The following is a 17,667-nucleotide window of genomic DNA, read 5'->3' on the forward strand; positions in this document are numbered from 1 at the left end:
GTGACGCAGCGGCCGGACTACTTTGTTAAATCCACGGAGAAGACCCTGGCCGTCCTGCTCGCCTTCAACGGCGGAAACCCGGAGATGACCGTCAGCCAGGTCGCCGCCGCCACCGAACAGACCCGCGCCTCCGCCCGCCGCTTCCTGCTGACCCTCACCGACCTGGGCTACCTGGAAGCCAACGGAGCGAACTTCCGCCTGACCCCGCGCGTGCTGGACCTGGGAGCCTCCTACCTTTCCGGGCTGACGCTGCCCAAGGCCGCCACCTTGCACCTGGAAAGCCTGGCCCGCGAGCTGGAGGAAAGTGCCGCACTGTGCGTCTTGGAAGGCCAGGACATCCTGTACATCGAGCGGGTGTCCTCGCCGCGGCTGTATTCGATGAACGTGTCCATCGGCAACCGGCTTCCTGCCTGGGTCACCTCCATGGGCCGTGTGCTGATCGCCGAGCTGGGCGACGCAGAGCAGAAGGAGTTCCTGGCGCAGATCGACCTGCAGCGCTACACCGAGCACACCGTGGCGAACCTGGAGCAGCTGCGCGCGGAGCTGGCCCGGGTGAAGGAGCAGGGCTGGTCGCTGGTGAACCAGGAACTGGACGAGGGCCTGCGCGGGCTGGCCGTGCCGGTGTACCGGGGCGACCAGCTGCTGGGCGCGCTGAACATTTCGGTGCAGCGCGGGCGCGCGGACCTGCAGAGCATCACCGAGCAGCTGGTGCCGCGCCTGCGCCGGGCCGCGCAGGACATCGCCGACGACTTCGGGGGACGGCTGGCCTGACAAGCCGCCCGGTTGCGCCGCGACGGCGTAGGCTGTCCTGCATGAGCACAGGTAAGGCGGCCGTGGCGCCGCACGAGCACCCGGCATTCGCCAACGACAAGTCCGCCCAGTGGCTGGGCGCCGAGGTGCTGCGCGCTGACTACGGCGACGTGGTGATCAAGATGCGGCTGCGCGATGACATGCTCAACGGCTACGGCATCGCGCAGGGCGGCATGATCGTCGCCTTCGCGGATACCGCCTTCGCCCTGGTCTGCAACGACCCCCACAGCGATGCAAGCACCATCACCGTGGCCTCCGGGGTGGACGTGAACTTCATGAATCCGGGATTCTCCGGGGATACCATCACCGTCACCGCCAAGCTGGTGGGCCATGCCGGGCGCAGCGGGCTGTTCGACATCGAGGTTACCCGCGACAACCAGGACGGCAACACCACTCACCTGATCCATATGCGCGGGCGTTCGCGCACCATCCCCAACCGCAGCTAGGTCCGGGCGATCGCCTGCCCAACCCGGAGTCCGACAGGGCCCTGCGCCCGAGCCATTGCGGCCCTCGGCCGCTACGAGCCGGCCGGCGCTGAAGCAGTCGGGGCGGTGCCAGGTTGCTGCCCATCGGGCAGTGCAGGAGGACGCCCGGTAGGCATGCCTCCTGGGGCCTCTCCGCCGCCTAGAGCACCGCCGCCTCCCGGGGCTCCTCCGCCGGTAGCCTCGGTGTTCGTATCCACATTGACCGTAAGGCGCACGGTGTAGCCGGCGCTTGTATCTCCGGTGATGGTCGCCAGCTGGGTGGCCCCCGAATCATCGCCGAAGACATTGTCCGAGTCCAGACTCACGCCCTGCAGGTTCTTCACCGACTGCTCGTAGCCGGTGGTGGCGTACACCGCGGTACAGGTTTCCTGCGGCAAGGCGACCTGCGAGGTGGCGATCGCCGTGGTGTGGTCGGTAATCGACCCGGTATCCGGGTACACCTCGAAGTGGATGTGCGGCCAGCGCCCGGCATAACATGCAGGGAAGATGCTGGTGTAGCGCACCTGGCCGTCGGCATCGGCCACCTGGACCCCGCGCAGGTAGTTCTCATTTTCCAGGCCGCTGGAGTACATGGAGTATTCCCCGGACCGGTCGCAGTGCCACACGTACACTGCCACACCCTCGAAGGGCTGGTTGTTGTTGGCCATATCCACGATCTTCAGTTCGAGGGTCATCGGGATGCCCTCGGCCGTGGTGGTGCTGGTGCCGAAGCTGGAGCGGATGTCGCTGCGGACGATTCCGCTTTGCTCCAGCACATCGGGCCCATTGGACCCGTCGCCCGGGTACGGGCCGGCGGTCTCGTCAGGGATCTCTGCAGCGGTGGACGGGGAAGGGGAACCCTGGGTGCCGGTGGGGGAACAGGCCGCCAGGGCGAACGCGAGCGTGCCCACTCCCATCCCGGCCAGGACCTTGCGCCGCTCGATCAGGGTGCCGACGTCGAAGGACAGACCCTGGTCCTCAAGATCTTCTTCGGGCCGGGGCAACTGTCGGTGTCCGAACCAGCGTGGTGGGGGATTCATAGCGCGCTCCTTGAAGCAGGTGACATGGGATTGATTGCCGTGTTCACTACCGTAGACGCACGGATCATGGCCCATCACAGGAGGCACTGTGGGTTTTCTGAGAAGGGCCGGCGGCTAGCTTCCCTTGGAGGCGATGGCCTGCTCGAGCAGCAGCGAGAGACGGCGCACGCCCTCGGCGATGGTTTCCTCGTCCACCGAGCAGAACGCCAGCCGCAGCTTGTTGCTGGCCTCTCCCGAAGGGCTGAACGCCGCCCCCGGAATGAAGATGACCCCGGCCTTCACACCCTGTTGCAGCAGCTCATAGGTGTCGATGCCCTCGGGCAGCGTCAGCCAGATGAAGAATCCGCCCTCCGGATGGGTATGGGTGATCCCCGCCGGCAAATGCTCGCCCAGCGCGGCCAGCATGGCGTCGCGGCGCGAACGATACAAATCGTTGTACTTGGCAATCTGGCCCTTCCAGTCATGCTCGTCCAAGTAGGCGCTGATGATCATCTGGTTCAACGTCGGAGGGCACAGCGCCACGGCCTCGCCGGCCAGATAGAAGCGCCGGAACAGGTTGGTGGGCACCGCAGCCCAGCCGATGCGCAGGCCCGGGGCGAAGATCTTGGAGAAGGAACCCATGTAGATGACGTTCTGCGCATCCAGACTGCGCAGCGTCGGGGCAGCCTCGCCCTCGTAGCGCAGCATGCCGTACGGGTTGTCCTCGAGGATCAGGATGCCGGCCTCGCGGCAGATCTCGACGATTTCGCTCCGGCGCTCGGCGGCCAGCGTGATTCCCGAGGGGTTGTTGAAGTTCGGAATGGTGTAGAGGAACTTGATGCGCTCGCCGGCGGTGCGCAGCTCGGCGATGCGGGCGCGCAGCGCGTCGGGGATGAGCCCGTTCTCATCGGTGCCCACCGGGCGGGCCTTGACCTGGTAGGCCTCGAAGGTGTTCAGCGCGCCCACATAGGTGGGATCTTCGCACAGGACGGTGTCGCCAGGGTCGCAGAAAACCTTGCAGGCCATGTCCTGGGCTGACTGCGAGCCGTTGGTGACCACCACGTCCTCGATACCCACGTTCGTGATGCCCTCGGCGGCCATGACTTCGATGATCTGCGCGCGCAGCTCGGGGGTTCCCAGACCGGAGCCGTATTGCAGGGCCACCGGCCCCTGCTCGACGATGATGCGCTGGGCCAGCTCGCCGACTTTCTGAAGCGGCAGCAGCTGCAGGTACGGGTTGCCGCCGGCCAGCGAAACCAGCGAAGGATCCAGCGACAGCTCGAACACGTCGCGGACCGCCGACTGCTTGATTCCGGCGGCGCGCCGGGAGAAGAGCGCTTCCTGCACGTCCTGGATGGAACGCTGATCGGTTGACATGGGTCCTCCTGGATCGGCCGGCCCCACGGTAGCGGGAGCGCGGCGACTGCGACGTTCAGTGGCGCAGAAAAGTTTTCAAATAGAATACTTTGGTATTCCAACAGGAAAACAGGTGCTTGGCAAGATCCTGGGCCCCGAAAACCGCAATTTCCCTGTCAGTCCGCCTTGGATGACGGGTTCTCGCGGGAGTCAAGCCAAGCCTGGATGGCGCTGGGGCGGATGCGGCGATGCGTGCCCCGGTATTCCACCGGAATGATTCCGGAGTCCGCGAGCTTGCGAAGATAGCTGTTGGAAATCCCCGCCATCTGGGCCGCCTGCGAGGTGTTCAGCAGCAGTTCGGCGGTGCCGATGGTGACCGAGTCCCCGGCGGCGAAGCGCGAGAGCACTTCGATCAACGCGTCGTGGGCATCCTTCGGGATCTGTAGGGCGGTGCCGTTGACGAATACCGTCGTGTCGCTGGATTCGGCCAGCGCGCGGCGCAGCCTCGCGGTGGTTTTTTCATCGAGTGCCTCGAATGTGCGCACCTTGCCCAGCGCGGAAGTCGGAGTTGCCATAGGTCTCATTTTGCCTGAGAACCGCCCTGGCCGCACGGTTGGTGACCGAGGCCTTCCAGATGCCGATTATGAAACTTTATGACGGTGATGCGACGAATGGGGGTTGTCTAGCGACCAGCGGTTCCCGTATGGTGGAAATCGTAGGTCTAAAGAAAGTACTGACCAGCCATCTTCCGGCACACCGTGGGGGAACGCTTCGCCTTACCAGGCTGCTTCGCTCGGGGAACTGTGCACATGGACGCTTGATACCTGCCTTAACTGCGCAGCCTCAAGATCCATTGCGGTCGGATGAATGGTCATGCGCGTTCCTACGCTATTCCACAAGCTTCGTGGGTACTGCGTTTTCGTCATTCAGAACTTTCTTGAAAGTAGAGCTATTCAATGTCTGTTGAATCCACTAAAGACCTGTCCACCATCACCGACACCGAAATCTTCGACTCCCACCTCGGCGGCAAGCTGAGCGTCCAGTCCAAGATGCCGCTGACCTCCAAGCGCGATCTGTCCATTGCCTACACCCCGGGTGTCGCCAAGGTATCGCAGGCCATCGCGGATGATCCGGCAAAACACGCCACCCACACCTGGGCCTCCCGCTTGGTCGCCGTGGTCTCCGACGGCACCGCGGTGCTGGGCCTTGGCGACATCGGCGCCGCCGCCTCGCTTCCGGTTATGGAAGGAAAGAGCGCCCTGTTCAAGGAATTCGGCGGCCTGGATTCCATCCCGTTGGTGCTGGATACCAAGAACGTCGACGAAATCGTCGAGACGATCGTCCGCCTGCAGCCAAGCTTCGGCGCAGTGAACCTGGAAGACATCTCCGCCCCACGCTGCTTCGAGATCGAGCGCCGACTGATCGAGGAACTCGACGTTCCGGTCATGCACGATGACCAGCATGGAACCGCCGTGGTGGTCCTCGCGGCCCTGATCGGTGCAGCACGCCAGGTCAAGCGGGACATCAGCTCCATGAAGGTTGTCGTCTCCGGTGCCGGTTCGGCCGGCGTCGCCGTGACCAACCTGCTGCTGTCCGCCGGCGTCGACGACGTGATCGTGCTCGACTCGCGCGGCACCATCCACCGCGAGCGCAACGACCTGAACCAGTTCAAAGCAGACCTGGCCGCCCGCACCAACCGCGACGACGTGATGGGCGGACTGGCCGAGGCGCTGGACGGCGCGGACGTCGTGGTCGGCCTGTCTTCCTCGACCTTCCCGGAGGAAGCGCTGGCCAAGATGAACAAGGACGCGATCATCTTCGCCCTCTCCAACCCGACCCCGGAAGTCATGCCGGATGTCGCCGCCAAGTACGCGGCAGTGGTCGCCACCGGCCGCAGCGACTTCCCGAACCAGATCAACAACGTGCTCGCATTCCCGGGCATCTTCCGCGGCGCGCTGGATTCTGGCGCCAAGAAGATCACCGAGGAAATGAAGGTCGCAGCCGCCCACGCCATCGCCGAACTGGCCGGCGACGACCTGGCCGCCGACTACATCATTCCTTCGGCGCTGGACGACCGTGTGATGCCGGCCGTTGCTGCAGCCGTTGGCGTCGCTGCCAAGGCGTCGGGCGCGCTGTAAAGATTCCCCTGCGAGGGAGCTCATAGGCGGCAGTTGGAGAGCTGCCGCCACCGGAATTCGCCGTTCCGAATCATTCGATTCGGGGCGGCGTTTTTCGTTGCCGCGGGATTCACCGCGATGATCCGGAATGGGCGGCATCCGTTGTCCACATGTCGCACCGCACCGCGCTGGTCCCCCGGAAGCGCGCTGAGACTGGGAATATCTCGGCTCACTACCTAGGGAGGACACTTATGGAAACGTCCGGAGGAACCTTAAGTTTCATAAGCAGCACACCCGATGAAGATTTCATGTACAGGATCGCGCGGGAACTGGACGAGGCGGGATTCGCGGTGGTGGCGTACCTTCCCGACGACGGCCGGACCTTCGCGGCATTTTCCATCGGGCTCAGCAGCTACGGGCATCCGGAACTCGTGGTCACCGCGGACTGCGAAGAGTCCGCGCGCTGTTTCCTGCTCCACCTGATCGAGCAGGTGCTCCGTCGCGGCAAGGCCTTCCGGGAAGGGATCACGTCGACGCCGTTCTTCCCCTCGCTGGAGGTCGTGGACATCACCGACCCCTTGGCTGGGCTGCGCATCTACGATGAATTGCTCGACGCCGAGGATTTGCGGGTGTTCGGAGTACGACCGAAACACGCACTCGATAGCGCCCCTGCCGACAGCACTTCGGTGCGCTGAACACGGAGAGGAAATGACATGTGCGATATGTGCAATGGCATAACCAGGGAACAAATCAATGCCAAAACGAACCGCCACATCCAGGAATACGGCAGATCCATTGTCTACGTCGAAGCAGATGCAACCAGCGGTTCCTACGGTTACACAGTTGGGCTGAGCAAGGTTGGCCATCCAGAATTCCTGGTTCGGGGCATGGGCCCGGAGGACACCATGCAGATGCTCAACGGCTTCTCGGAAAGCGTTTTGTCGCGCGGCGAGAAGTTCGGGCAGGGGCACACCGCAAATTGGAAGGATGGCAGCCTGCTGTTCTTCAGCACGGTGTCCGGCCGCCTCCATCTGCTGATTCCGGCAGCCTACTCGCGGTACGCGCAGCGGACCCGGCTGCTGGAGATCAGCTTCGTCGGGGAGGACGTTCCGTACAGCGTGCTCGCCGCGCGAAAGAACTAAGCTGGAGGCCGGACGGGAACTGCTCCGGGGGTACGGTTTGGGCTTACCACTACGAGACTGATGGCCCTGCGCTACCAGAATGGAACAGGCCCGGGCAGCGAGTACCGGGATTCGGTTGCTGCGCTCCTGTTCGGAGCGACTCTTCGCCGGGGCTCCGGCCGGATTTGCAGCCGGGATTAGCGGAATGAGGCATGCACGGTACCCAGCCTGCTGATTTGGGCGGACGCTGCGGCAGCATTGCCCAGCGACACCGGTACGTTCATGGAGCCGCTGAGCACGACGTCGCCCGGCTTCAATCCCGAACCCAGCGCTGCGAGGTGGCGGGCCAACCATGCGACGGATTCGAGCGGGTTGCCCAGGACGGAGTCGGTGGAGCCGGGATGCTGCGCCCCGCCGACTGTCAGCAGGCTCGTCGCGTCGGCGATATCGGCAGGTAGCCGAACCGGTTCGCCAACCACTGCCGCGGCCGCATTCGTGTTGTCGGCGATGAGCAGCGGGAGACTTGCAGCTCCTCCGGACCAGCGGCTGTCGATGATTTCCAACGCAGGGGCCACGGACTCGGTGGCCTCGATGACGTCTTGCACCGAAGTGGCGGGGTCGTCGAGCGGCGAACCGATGGTGAACGCGATTTCCGCCTCCACCATCGGATTGCTGAGCTGTTGTGTCTCGACGAAACTACCGGAGGGCGACAGCGTGCTTTCCAAAACGTATCCGTGGACCGGGGATTCGTACCTGTATGAGGCGCGCGCGGACGCTGCGGTCAGGCCGATTTTGTAGCCCGCGACGCGGTCGCCGTCAGCTAGTGCAAGTTCGCGGCCCAAGGCAGCGATTTCGCAGGCGAGCTCGAGATCCAGGGCTTCGAATCCGGCAGGCGTGAGTGGTGAGCCGCAGCGTGTGGCGTGGCGCAGATCGCGGGCGACGGCATGAATGTTTGACGCTTCCATATCTTCCTCCGATAGGACGAACAATCCACTGGCTGCGGAGCTTTAGCAGCCTGTTGGATCTTTCGTTGGGGCACTGAGGGGACCGTTGGGTTTACGGATCCGGCGAGGCGTCTTCGTCGGGATTTTTCCGAGCTACAGTACCAGCATGGCAAATCGCATAGTGGAAAATAAATTTCATTACACGAAAAAGTCATATTTCGGTGAGAGGTCGAAGGCCCTCTCGGCGGCCCAAGCCGCAGCGAAAGAACGAGAGGGCCGCTGGAACCAGAACTGGTTCCAACGGCCCTCTCCGTATGGGGGATCGTCCCTGGCTCACCTCGCCTAGTGCGACAAGCGCGAGCCCTTGGCCTCGAGATAGGCGGCTGCATCGCGCTTCTCCTGGGCGATGCGCACCTCGTGGTCCCGGCGCAGCTGCTGGTGCTTCGGATTCTTGCGCAGCAGCAGGTATCCGAGACCGACCAGCGCGAACCAGATCGGGGCCGCGTACATCCCCAACAGGGTGTCCGGGTCCTGGGTGAAGGCCCATAGCAGGAACACGAAGAAGGCCAAAACTACCCACGGCATGAACGTGCCGCCGGGGACCTTGAAGATCGACTCGTCGTGGGCCTGCGGGCGGCGCTTGCGGTAGACGATGTAGCTGATCAGGATGATGCTCCAGACGAAGATGAAGCACAGCGAGGAAATCGTGGTGACGATGGTGAAGCCCTTGGACTCGCCCAGTCCGAAGACCAGCAAGACGATCGCGCTGAGCAGCACCACGCCGGAGAGGAACAGCGCGTTGCGCGGAACCTGGCGGCTGGTCAGCTTGGAGAACGGCTTGGGGGCGTTGCCGTCTGTGGACAGGCCGAACACCATGCGCGAGGTGGAATAGATGCCGGAGTTCGCGGAGGACATGGCAGAGGTCAGCACCACCATGTTGACGATGTGCGCAGCGGCGCCCAACCCGGCCAGGGAGAACAGCATCACGAACGGGGAGTTGTCCGCATCGAAGCGGTCCCACGGAACCACGGACATCAGCACAGCCAGCGAGCCGACGTAGAACAGCAGTACGCGGACCGGAATGGCATTAACGGCCTTGGGGAGGTTGTGCTCGGGGTTCTTGGTTTCCGCCGCCGCCGTGCCCACCAGCTCGATGCCCACGAACGCGAAGACCGCGATTTGGAAGCCCATGATGAAGCCCATGAGCCCGCCTCCGAAGAAGCCACCACCCACGTTGAACAGGTTAAGGAAGGAAGCCCGGGCGCCGTCGTGCTCGAAGCCGGTGAACACCATGACCAGGCCGATCACGATCAGCAGCACGATGGCCGCGATCTTGATCAGCGCGAACCAGAATTCGGTTTCGCCGAATCCCCGCACCGAGGGGAGGTTCAGCGCGATAAGCGCCACGATGACAACCAGTGCAGGAATCCAGGTCGGGATCAGCGGCAGCCAGAAGGTTACGTAGACCGAGGCAATCACGATCACGTCGGCCACGCCGGTGACGATCCAGCAGAACCAGTAGGTCCAGCCGGTGAAGAACGCGGCCCAGGGACCGAGGATGTCTCCAGCGAAGTCGGAGAAGTTGCGGTAGCTGCTGCGGCTGAGCAGCAGTTCGCCCATGGCCCGCATGACGAAGTACAGCATGAAGCCGATGATCATGTAGACGAGGATGACCGATGGGCCGGCCACTGAGATGGTTTTGCCGGAGCCCATGAACAGGCCGGTGCCGATGGCACCGCCAATCGCAAGCAGCTGGATATGTCGGTTGGACAGGGCGCGTTGGAGCTCCGGTCCGTTCTCGCTGGCAGTATCCGTGGATTCGTGCGCCACGTGGTGCCCCTTTCGTGCATCGCCCCGCGGGACGCCGGTCGTACTGGTGCGAGCTCATACGAGCCCAGTGAGTGACATTACAGCATCCGAATCTCGTTCAATAGTCGAATTTCCGCGGGAAGTGCAATGCCAGAGGTGGGAATAGAGTTAATTGTGTTCGAGCTCATTAGTGCCGATGACGGGTCAATGAGTAGTCTTGGATCATGGCATTTCGAAATCGTCGAGCAGCGGCTCTCCCGGCAAAGTTGTCCCGATCCTGGCTATTGGTTAATGCGGCCAAGGACGAAGATTTTGCCCCGGCCCTGGCCTCGGAAGCGGACTCAGTCATCTTCGACATGGAAGCCGCGGTGCCCGATGACAAGAAGGCAGAAGCCCGTGACAAGGTGGTCCACGCGCTTTCCAACGGCATGACCGCCTGGGTGCGTGTCAACGGCATCGACACCGACTACTGGTCCGATGACTTGGCAGCTCTGTCGGCCACTCCCGGCCTGCGCGGCGTCATGCTGGCCATGACCGAAAAACCTGAACAGGTCACCTACACCGCGATGCGCCTTCGTGCCGGAACCCCGGTGCTGGCGCTGATCGAATCAGCAGTCGGCATCGAGAATGCTACTGCCATCGCCTCGGCTCCCGGCACCTTCCGCCTGGCCTTCGGCGTGAACGACTTCCGCAAGGACACCGGCGTCTCCGACGACCCGCTGGCCCTGGCCTACGCCCGCGGCAAGCTCGTGGTCGCATCCCGCGTGGGCAAGCTGCCTGGCGCCATCGACGGCCCGCCTCCTGCAGGCTCCGACGGAGCCAAGGTCACCGAGGAGACCCTGGTGACCGCATCGATGGGCATGACCGGAAAGCTGTCGCTTTCGCGCGACCACGTGGACGGCATCAACGCAGGGCTTGCACCGAGCGAGGACGAGCTGTCCTGGGCCATGGAGCTGCTCGAAGCCCACGCGGCGGGCGCCTCGGTGGGCGACGGTTCCTACCTGCCACGACTGGCCCGAGCACAGAAAATCGCCGATCTGGCCGATTCCTACGGCCTGTGGAACGCCTAGGCATCTGATACCCAGCAACATTGCATCCCTCCCGGCGGCTCGCCGGGAGGGATGCTTTTTGGTGTGCTGGTGGCCTGGGCCGCCGACTGGGTTGGACTGCGTTTCGGAGAATAAAACAGCGCCCTCCCTGATCCGTGAATCAGGGAGGGCGCAGGGACGGAGTCCGCGTTTCGAATTAGCGGATTGGATCCGGTTCCTGGACGTCGCCGCCGTACTTGTGCGACGAGCCCACGACATCGCCGGACTTCCACTCGGCCCAGCCTGGGCGGCCTGCCATGAAGTCCTCGATCTGGGCCTTGTCGGCTTCCAGCTTCGGGTCGTTCTTGAGGTACCACTTGGTTTCGCGGGCGATGAGTCCGGACATGATCAACAGGCCGATGAGGTTCGGCAGAGCCATCAGGCCATTCATCATGTCGGAGAAGTTCCATACCGCGGTCAGCTCGGTGGTGCAGCCGACGAACACGATCAGCGAGAAGACCACGCGGAACGGCATGACGGCGCGGCGGCCGATGAGGCGTTCGATATTGCGCTCACCGTAGTAGGACCAGCCGAGGATGGTCGAGAAGGCGAACATGACGAGGCCGAGGGTCACGATCCAGTGGCCCCACTGGCCCGGCAAGCCGTAGCTGAATGCCTGGCCGGTCATCAGTGCTGCGGAGATCTGCTCCCCGGTTTCCGGATCGGTCATGTTCCACACCCCGGTAGTGATGATGACCAGGCCGGTGCAGGTGACCACGATGATGGTATCGATGAAGGTCTGGGTCATGGAGACCAAGCCCTGGCGTACCGGGTGGGTGGTCTGCGCAGCCGCTGCTGCGATAGCTGCCGAACCCATGCCCGACTCGTTCGAGAAGATACCGCGGGCCACACCGAACTGCACGGCGATGATGATGGCCGAACCGGCGAAGCCGCCGACTGCCGAGGTGCCGGTGAAAGCATCGGTGAAGATCTGCGCGAAAGCGGCGGGAATTCCACCGACGTTGACGATCAGGATGTACAGCGCTGCGGCAACGTAGAAGATGATCATGACCGGGACGAAGCCGGCGGTGACCTTGCCGATGGACTTGATGCCGCCGACCAGCACGGCCATGGCCAGCACAGTCAGGACCAGGCCGGTGACCCACGGAGCCACGTTGAAGGAGTTTTCCATGTTGGCGGAAATCGAGTTGCCCTGGGTCATGTTGCCGATGCCGAAGCAGGCAAGAGTTGCCGCAATGGCGAAGAACAAAGCCAGGAACTTGCCGAACGGGCCCTTGATGCCGCGTTCAAGATAGTACTGCGGACCACCGGACTTTTCGCCGGCAGCGTCGGTGCCGCGGTAGCGGACGCCGAGGAATGCTTCGGAGTATTTCGAGGCCATGCCCAGCAGGCCGGTGACCCACATCCAGAACAGGGCGCCGGGGCCGCCAATGCCGATGGCGGTGGCAACACCAACGATGTTGCCGGTGCCGACGGTTGCGGCCAGCGCCGTGGTCAGGGCCTGGAACTGCGAGATGTCGCCTTCGGCTCCCGCGTCCTTGCGCTTGAGCAATCCCAAGCGCAGGGAGGCCCCAAGCTTGACTAGCTGCAGGCCGCCCAGGCGGATGGTCAGGTATAAACCGGTACCCAGCAAAAGCGGGATGAGGACAAACGGTCCCCAAATTACCGAGGAGATGTCACCAAGTGTGGTGGCCAAGGCATCCATAGAAAAGTTCCTTCGTGCGAGTGAAGAGTATGCAGTCCGTTGATGTAGACGGATTGCTTGCTGTGACACACTTTATAGGAAGCTGAGACGGATGTCACAAACGGTAACCTTGGCCAGGGTTCCCCGATGTGCCGCCTTGTCAGGTGAGGGTCGGATGCGCGGGTTGGACTATGGGATTTCGCAGGGATCCAGCCGAATTATCGACATTCAAGCAGGCGAAAACTGCCTGAGATCGGATTCTTCTGCGGTAAAAATAAGATCCCAGTGAAGAAAATTCCGATCCAGCAACGTGCGCCAGAGGCGTGGGAATTTTCGCTGAACGGCAATAACTGGCACGTTTATGTCGAAAATTCTCGTCTCTGGACAACTCCGCTCCCGCATTCGACGTGATGAATGCGGGAGCGGAATCGTCCGTGGAGCGCGCTATTCCGGGGTGGCCGCCTTGAAGGTCACCCGGGAGGTGCCAAGCCCCTCGATGCTGGTTTCCAGGACATCGCCGGCCTTGAGCCAGGGGTGGCGGTTGTGCTCGTTGCGCCGGCCCAGGGCAACACCCGCGGGGGTGCCGGTGAGGATGACGTCGCCAGGCTGCAGCTCGTTCATGACCGACAGATAGGCAACAAGTTCCGCCGCGGAGAAGATCAAGTCGTCAATGGTGCTGTCCTGGACGGTCTCGCCGTTCACGACGCTGGTGATGCGCGCGTCGGGCTTGAGCTCGTCTGGGGTCACGAGCCAGGGGCCCAACGGAGTGGTTCTGTCCCAGACCTTGCCCTGCAGCCATTCGGAGGTGCGTCCTTGGTAGCCGCGCAGCGACACGTCGCTGCTGACCGCGTATCCCGCGATATGCTCTTCTGCCTGCTCGGCGGCGATGCGTCGCCCGGGCTTGCCGATGATGATGGCCAGCTCGGCTTCGTAGTCCAGGCGGTGGTCCTCCGGTGGAACTTCGATGTCGTCGTTTGCGCCGCACAGCGTGGAAGCGAACTTCGCGAACACCGAAGGGTACTCCGGCAGCTCCTTGCCAACCTCCGCTGCGTGCGCCTTGTAGTTGAGCCCGATGCAGTACACCTTGCTGGGATTCGGGATGACCGGTGCGTAGTCGGCTTCACCCTCGGCGATCGAATCGCCGACCAAGGCGCGGGCCAGAACTTCCTGCTGGGTGGCATCGTTCAGGCGCAGAAAGCGCTGCACGGTGTCCAGATTTTCCAGGTAGTAAATCCGGTCGTCCTCGATGACTGCTGCGGTCGTATGGCCGGGGTCGCTGGCCAGGCGAAGGGTAGCTAGTTTCATATACCTATCGAACTACATTTCCCGCGACTGCGCACCCGTAATCCGGACATTCGAAACAAGACCTTCCTCAATAAATACAACCTAGTCAAATGCTGTATACGGGAAACCCAACTAGTTTCGCCCTGAAAGCGGGACTAAAGTGGGAAGAAACTGAGGCTGGCTCAGCACTCGGTTGCACTGCTAAATACGAAACTAAAGTGAAGTAGGTTTTAATGTGGGAGATTTCATTGGCGAGCGATCTCGCCAAATACTTTTCGCCTCCTGGCAGCACTTCTCGCTGGTCGCGCAGTGCCTGATCCTGGCGACGTTCATCGCGGTTTTGATCGCCGTTCTGGTGTATCGGAACAAAGCATTAGCGGGAATTGCCAACGGAGTCAGTGCCGTCGGCCTGACCGTTCCATCCTTTGCGCTCATCGGTCTGTTGATCGTGCCTTTCGGCTTCGGCGTGACGCCCGCCGTTATCGTGGTGACATTCTTTGCCGCCCTGCCCATCCTGCGCAATGCGATCGTGGGCCTGAACAATATTGAGCCGACCATCCTCGAATCCGCTCGCGGGATTGGCATGAGCCGGCTCAAGACGCTCGTATCCGTTGAAATCCCCATCGCCTGGCCGGTCATCCTCACCGGCGTGCGCATCTCAGCCCAGATGGTGATGGGTGTGGCCGCGGTCGTTTCATACGCCTTGGGCCCTGGACTCGGCGGATTCATCTTCTCCGGACTCTCCCGGCTTGGCGGCGCCAATGCGCTTGAGTCGGTGGTCGTCGGAGTAGTCGGCGTCGTCATCCTGGCACTCATTCTTGACCTGATCTTGCTCGGCATCGGCCGACTGACTACCCCGCGAGGTATCCGTGTCTGATTCAAAAAATTCCGCATCCGGCGTCTCGGAGCACACCGTCTCCGGCGCTTCCATCATGCTCGAAGAAGTAACCAAGACCTACCCCGGGCAGAAGAAGTCCGCCGTGGGTGGCCTGACCCTTGAGATCCCGGCGGGATCCATCGTCATGTTCGTCGGCCCTTCGGGTTGCGGCAAGACCACGACGCTGAAGATGATCAACCGCCTGATCGAGCCGACCAGCGGGCAGATCGTCATCAACGGCGAAGACGTCACCACGATGAACGGCGACGAGCTGCGCCGCCGCATCGGCTACGTGATCCAGGCCGGCGGCCTGTTCCCGCATATGACCGTGGCGGCCAACATTGCCATGGTTCCCAAGATGCTCGGCTGGGACAAGGCGAAGATCGCAGCCCGCGTCGACGAGCTGCTCGAACTGGTCTCGCTGGATCCCGAGCTGTACCGCGACCGCTTCCCCAAGGAGCTCTCCGGCGGGCAGCAGCAGCGCGTGGGCGTGGCCCGCGCGCTGGCCGCCGATCCTCCGGTGCTGCTCATGGACGAGCCCTTCGGCGCGGTGGACCCGATCACCCGCCAACGCCTGCAGGACGAGCTGCTGAACATCCAGTCCGAGGTGCAGAAGACCATTGTCTGCGTGACCCACGATTTCGACGAAGCGGTGAAGCTGGGGGACTGGATCGCCATCTTCAACGAGGGCGCGCAGCTGGAGCAGTACGATTCTCCTGAACGCATCCTGGCCAACCCGGCCAGCGAATTCGTGGAGAACTTCATCGGCTCCGGCGCAGGGCTGAAGCAGCTCACGTTGACCCGTGTGAACGAGGTGGATCTGGTGGATGCAATTACCACCACCCCGGGCAAGCGGGCCTCGGATGTGCTCTCGCAGCTGCAGGGCGCAGGGCGGAAACTGGCCGTGGTGCTCGACTCCAGGGGCCGTCCGCTGCGCCAACTTGGCCGCCGCCAGCTCTCCCGCATGGAGATCATCGAGGGCACCTATGACCCTGGTCTTCCGGTGGTTGGCGAGCAGGCCACGCTGAACGACGCACTGGACACCATGTTGGTGGCCAGTGCCGAATACGCCCTGGTGACCGGCCGCCGCGATGTCTTCAAGGGCATCATTACGGTGCAGACGGTGATGGAGGCGATCGCCGCGGCGAATTCCGCGTCCGACGATCACCACGAAGCTCCGGTGGGCTTGAATTCCGGCGCCATCAACGTGGTGGATATCGAGGTCGAGCCCGCGGAGCGCGGTGGGGAGCCGGCATGAGCAAAGAGACCAAGGGGCTGATTTATCAGCTGGTGGCGATCGGCGCGGCATTCGCCGCGCTGGTCATCTGGCTTGTGACCGCTGACCTGACCGAGACCGAACGCCAGACCCTGGATCCGGCAACGATCTGGAAATATACGCAGGAGCATCTGCAGATCACGCTGATTTCCACCGTGATCGTGCTGCTGATTGCCATCCCGCTGGGGATCCTGCTCACCCGCCCGTCGCTGCGCAAGGCGGCTCCCGCCGTCCGGGCCATAGCGAACTTCGGCCAAGCCGCACCGGCCATCGGCGTGATCGTCCTGCTGGCCTTCTGGCTGGGATTCGGTCCGAAAACCGCCGTGATCTCGCTGGTGATCTACGCCATCCTGCCGGTGCTGTCCAATACCATCGTTGGCCTGCAACAGGTCGACCAGCGGCTGGTGGAAGCCGGACGCGGCATCGGCATGAGCCAGCTGGCCGTCTTGTTCAAGGTCGAGCTGCCGCTGGCCGTACCCGTGATGCTGTCCGGAATCCGCACCGCCTTGGTGCTTCTCGTGGGCACCGCGACGCTGGCGACGTTCATCAACGGCGGCGGCCTGGGCATCTTGATCACCACTGGCGTGAACCTGAACCTGAACGTCGTGCTGATTGCCGGCTCGCTGCTGGTGGCGCTGCTGGCTTTGACCGTCGACTGGATAGGTCGCCTGGTTGAACAGCTGGCACGACCGAAGGGACTTTCATGAAAAGAACATCGAAACTCATCGCTTTGTCCTTCGCCGCGTTGATCGGCCTGACCGGTTGCGGACTGAGCCCTTCCACCGGCACTGTGCCGGAATCGGCGCCGGGAAGCATCCAGCCCATCCCGGACCTTCCGGAGGATGCCAAGGCCACCGTGACCTCGAAGTCCTTCACCGAGCAGCTGCTGCTTGGCAAGATCACCGTGATTGCTCTGGAAGTCGCAGGGTTCAACGTCACCGACCTGACCAACGTGCCCGGCTCGCAGCCCGCACGCCAGTTGCTGCTCTCCGGCGATGCCAGCGCGCTCTGGGAATATACCGGCACCGCCTGGCTGACCTATCTCGGTCACGAAGAACCGGTTGCCGGTGAGCAGAAGCAGTGGCAGGCCGTGCATGATGAGGACGTGGCGAACAATATCGTATGGGGAAACCCGGCACCGCTGAACAACACCTATGCGATGGCCATGAACCGTGAGACTGCGGACCGTCTGGGCATCACCAAATTGTCGCAGCTCAAAGAGCTGGACAAGAAGGAACTGAGCTTCTGCGTTGACCCCGAGTTCAACTCCCGCCGCGACGGCTTGACCCCGATGCTCAAGCATTATGACATCGACCGCGGCAAGGGCGTCTCTGAAGACAACATCGGCCTGTACGATGTCGGTGCGATCTACCAGGCCACAGCCGACGGGGCCTGCAACTTCGGCGAAGTCTTCACGACCGACGGCCGCATCAAGGCGCTGGATCTGACGGTGCTGGAAGACGACCTGAAGTACTTCCCGAGCTATAACGCCGCTCCGGCGTTCAACGGTGATTTCATCCGCGAGTTCCCGCAGGCAATGGACATCATGGAGCAGATCGCTCCGCTGCTGACTGATGAAGCTCTCATGGATATGAACTACCAGGTGGACGTCGTTGGACGCGAACCTTCGGATGTCGCCTTCGAATGGATGGTCGACCAAGGGCTGGTGACCAAGCCATAGGGCTGGGCGCCATCCAACGCACCGGAGGTGTGTTCCGGGAACAGCACGTTCCCTGAACACACCTCTTGTGTATTAATCATTGATAGCGTCCAAGGCCACCGCAACGAGGGTTCAGACTTGGTTTCGGGTTTCAAGTTGTCCATCAACCTCGTCTGCGGCTTCGGTGCTCGCGGCCG

Annotated in this window: 17 protein-coding genes; 10 read left to right on the plus strand and 7 right to left on the minus strand. The window is 62.7% G+C overall.

Annotation, left to right across the window (positions count from 1 at the left end):
* Together ATC04_RS03540 and ATC04_RS03545 are read left to right on the plus strand one after the other, a co-directional pair.
* On the plus strand, positions 1–771 hold the full coding sequence (locus ATC04_RS03540) for an IclR family transcriptional regulator C-terminal domain-containing protein (protein ID WP_047120101.1): 771 nt from the start codon (positions 1–3) through the stop codon (positions 769–771).
* 41 nt (positions 772–812) lie between these two features.
* On the plus strand, positions 813–1,256 hold the full coding sequence (locus ATC04_RS03545) for a hotdog fold thioesterase (protein WP_047120100.1): 444 nt from the start codon (positions 813–815) through the stop codon (positions 1,254–1,256).
* A 71-nt stretch (positions 1,257–1,327) separates the two neighbouring features.
* Here ATC04_RS03545 and ATC04_RS03550 read toward each other — a convergent pair whose 3' ends face one another.
* The 3 genes from ATC04_RS03550 to ATC04_RS03560 form a co-directional block, all read right to left on the minus strand.
* A complete protein-coding gene (locus ATC04_RS03550) occupies positions 1,328–2,314 on the minus strand; it encodes an intradiol ring-cleavage dioxygenase (RefSeq protein ID WP_047120099.1) in 987 nt (328 codons plus the stop codon).
* Between the two features lie 114 nt (positions 2,315–2,428).
* Entirely contained in the window at positions 2,429–3,670 is a 1,242-nt protein-coding gene (locus ATC04_RS03555) for a PLP-dependent aminotransferase family protein (RefSeq protein WP_047120098.1), read from the minus strand.
* A 155-nt stretch (positions 3,671–3,825) separates the two neighbouring features.
* Positions 3,826–4,224 (minus strand): helix-turn-helix domain-containing protein, encoded by a 399-nt coding sequence (locus ATC04_RS03560; RefSeq protein ID WP_047120097.1) that lies wholly within the window; start codon positions 4,222–4,224, stop codon positions 3,826–3,828.
* A gap of 381 nt (positions 4,225–4,605) precedes the next feature.
* On the opposite strand from ATC04_RS03560, the gene ATC04_RS03565 reads away from it, so the two are divergent.
* The 3 genes from ATC04_RS03565 (at position 4,606) to ATC04_RS03575 (ending at position 6,908) form a co-directional block, all read left to right on the plus strand.
* Entirely contained in the window at positions 4,606–5,787 is a 1,182-nt protein-coding gene (locus ATC04_RS03565; RefSeq protein ID WP_047120096.1) for an NADP-dependent malic enzyme, read from the plus strand.
* A gap of 287 nt (positions 5,788–6,074) precedes the next feature.
* Positions 6,075–6,461: a DUF4262 domain-containing protein gene (locus tag ATC04_RS03570; protein ID WP_047120095.1), complete on the plus strand. Its 387-nt coding sequence runs from the start codon at positions 6,075–6,077 to the stop codon at positions 6,459–6,461.
* A 27-nt stretch (positions 6,462–6,488) separates the two neighbouring features.
* Positions 6,489–6,908 (plus strand): DUF4262 domain-containing protein, encoded by a 420-nt coding sequence (locus ATC04_RS03575; RefSeq protein ID WP_047120094.1) that lies wholly within the window; start codon positions 6,489–6,491, stop codon positions 6,906–6,908.
* Positions 6,909–7,084: 176 nt separating this feature from the next.
* Here the strand turns inward: ATC04_RS03575 and ATC04_RS03580 are convergent, their stop codons facing one another.
* Positions 7,085–7,852 carry a fumarylacetoacetate hydrolase family protein gene (locus tag ATC04_RS03580; protein WP_052772490.1) on the minus strand — a complete coding sequence of 256 codons (768 nt, stop codon included), beginning with the start codon at positions 7,850–7,852 and terminating at the stop codon, positions 7,085–7,087.
* A gap of 321 nt (positions 7,853–8,173) precedes the next feature.
* Positions 8,174–9,661: an amino acid permease gene (locus tag ATC04_RS03585; RefSeq protein ID WP_047120093.1), complete on the minus strand. Its 1,488-nt coding sequence runs from the start codon at positions 9,659–9,661 to the stop codon at positions 8,174–8,176.
* Positions 9,662–9,864: 203 nt separating this feature from the next.
* On the opposite strand from ATC04_RS03585, the gene ATC04_RS03590 reads away from it, so the two are divergent.
* Positions 9,865–10,710 (plus strand): CoA ester lyase, encoded by an 846-nt coding sequence (locus ATC04_RS03590; protein ID WP_047120092.1) that lies wholly within the window; start codon positions 9,865–9,867, stop codon positions 10,708–10,710.
* A 175-nt stretch (positions 10,711–10,885) separates the two neighbouring features.
* On the opposite strand, the gene ATC04_RS03595 is transcribed toward ATC04_RS03590, so the two are convergent.
* Both ATC04_RS03595 and ATC04_RS03600 read right to left on the minus strand, forming a co-directional pair.
* Positions 10,886–12,394, minus strand: a complete 1,509-nt coding sequence (locus tag ATC04_RS03595) for a sodium:alanine symporter family protein (RefSeq protein WP_047120091.1) — start codon at positions 12,392–12,394, stop codon at positions 10,886–10,888.
* Positions 12,395–12,817: 423 nt separating this feature from the next.
* Positions 12,818–13,678, minus strand: a complete 861-nt coding sequence (locus ATC04_RS03600) for a fumarylacetoacetate hydrolase family protein (protein ID WP_047120090.1) — start codon at positions 13,676–13,678, stop codon at positions 12,818–12,820.
* A 214-nt stretch (positions 13,679–13,892) separates the two neighbouring features.
* On the opposite strand from ATC04_RS03600, the gene ATC04_RS03605 reads away from it, so the two are divergent.
* Genes ATC04_RS03605 through ATC04_RS03620 form a run of 4 tightly spaced genes read left to right on the plus strand, consistent with a single transcriptional unit; the run spans position 13,893 to position 17,491 of the window.
* Positions 13,893–14,534, plus strand: a complete 642-nt coding sequence (locus ATC04_RS03605) for an ABC transporter permease (protein WP_047120089.1) — start codon at positions 13,893–13,895, stop codon at positions 14,532–14,534.
* Positions 14,535–14,589: 55 nt separating this feature from the next.
* Positions 14,590–15,792, plus strand: coding sequence for an ABC transporter ATP-binding protein (locus ATC04_RS03610; protein ID WP_047120920.1), 1,203 nt, complete (start codon positions 14,590–14,592; stop codon positions 15,790–15,792).
* The gene (locus tag ATC04_RS03615; RefSeq protein ID WP_047120088.1) at positions 15,789–16,517 is read left to right on the plus strand and encodes an ABC transporter permease; all 729 of its coding nucleotides are present in this window, start codon (positions 15,789–15,791) and stop codon (positions 16,515–16,517) included. Before ATC04_RS03610 ends, ATC04_RS03615 begins: the two co-directional genes overlap by 4 nt.
* Positions 16,514–17,491 carry a glycine betaine ABC transporter substrate-binding protein gene (locus tag ATC04_RS03620; RefSeq protein WP_047120087.1) on the plus strand — a complete coding sequence of 326 codons (978 nt, stop codon included), beginning with the start codon at positions 16,514–16,516 and terminating at the stop codon, positions 17,489–17,491. The genes ATC04_RS03615 and ATC04_RS03620 overlap by 4 nt, the downstream gene beginning before the upstream one ends.
* Positions 17,492–17,667: the final 176 nt, after the last annotated feature.

The organism is Arthrobacter sp. YC-RL1 (genome assembly GCF_001454985.1).
GTDB lineage: Bacteria > Actinomycetota > Actinomycetes > Actinomycetales > Micrococcaceae > Glutamicibacter > Glutamicibacter soli.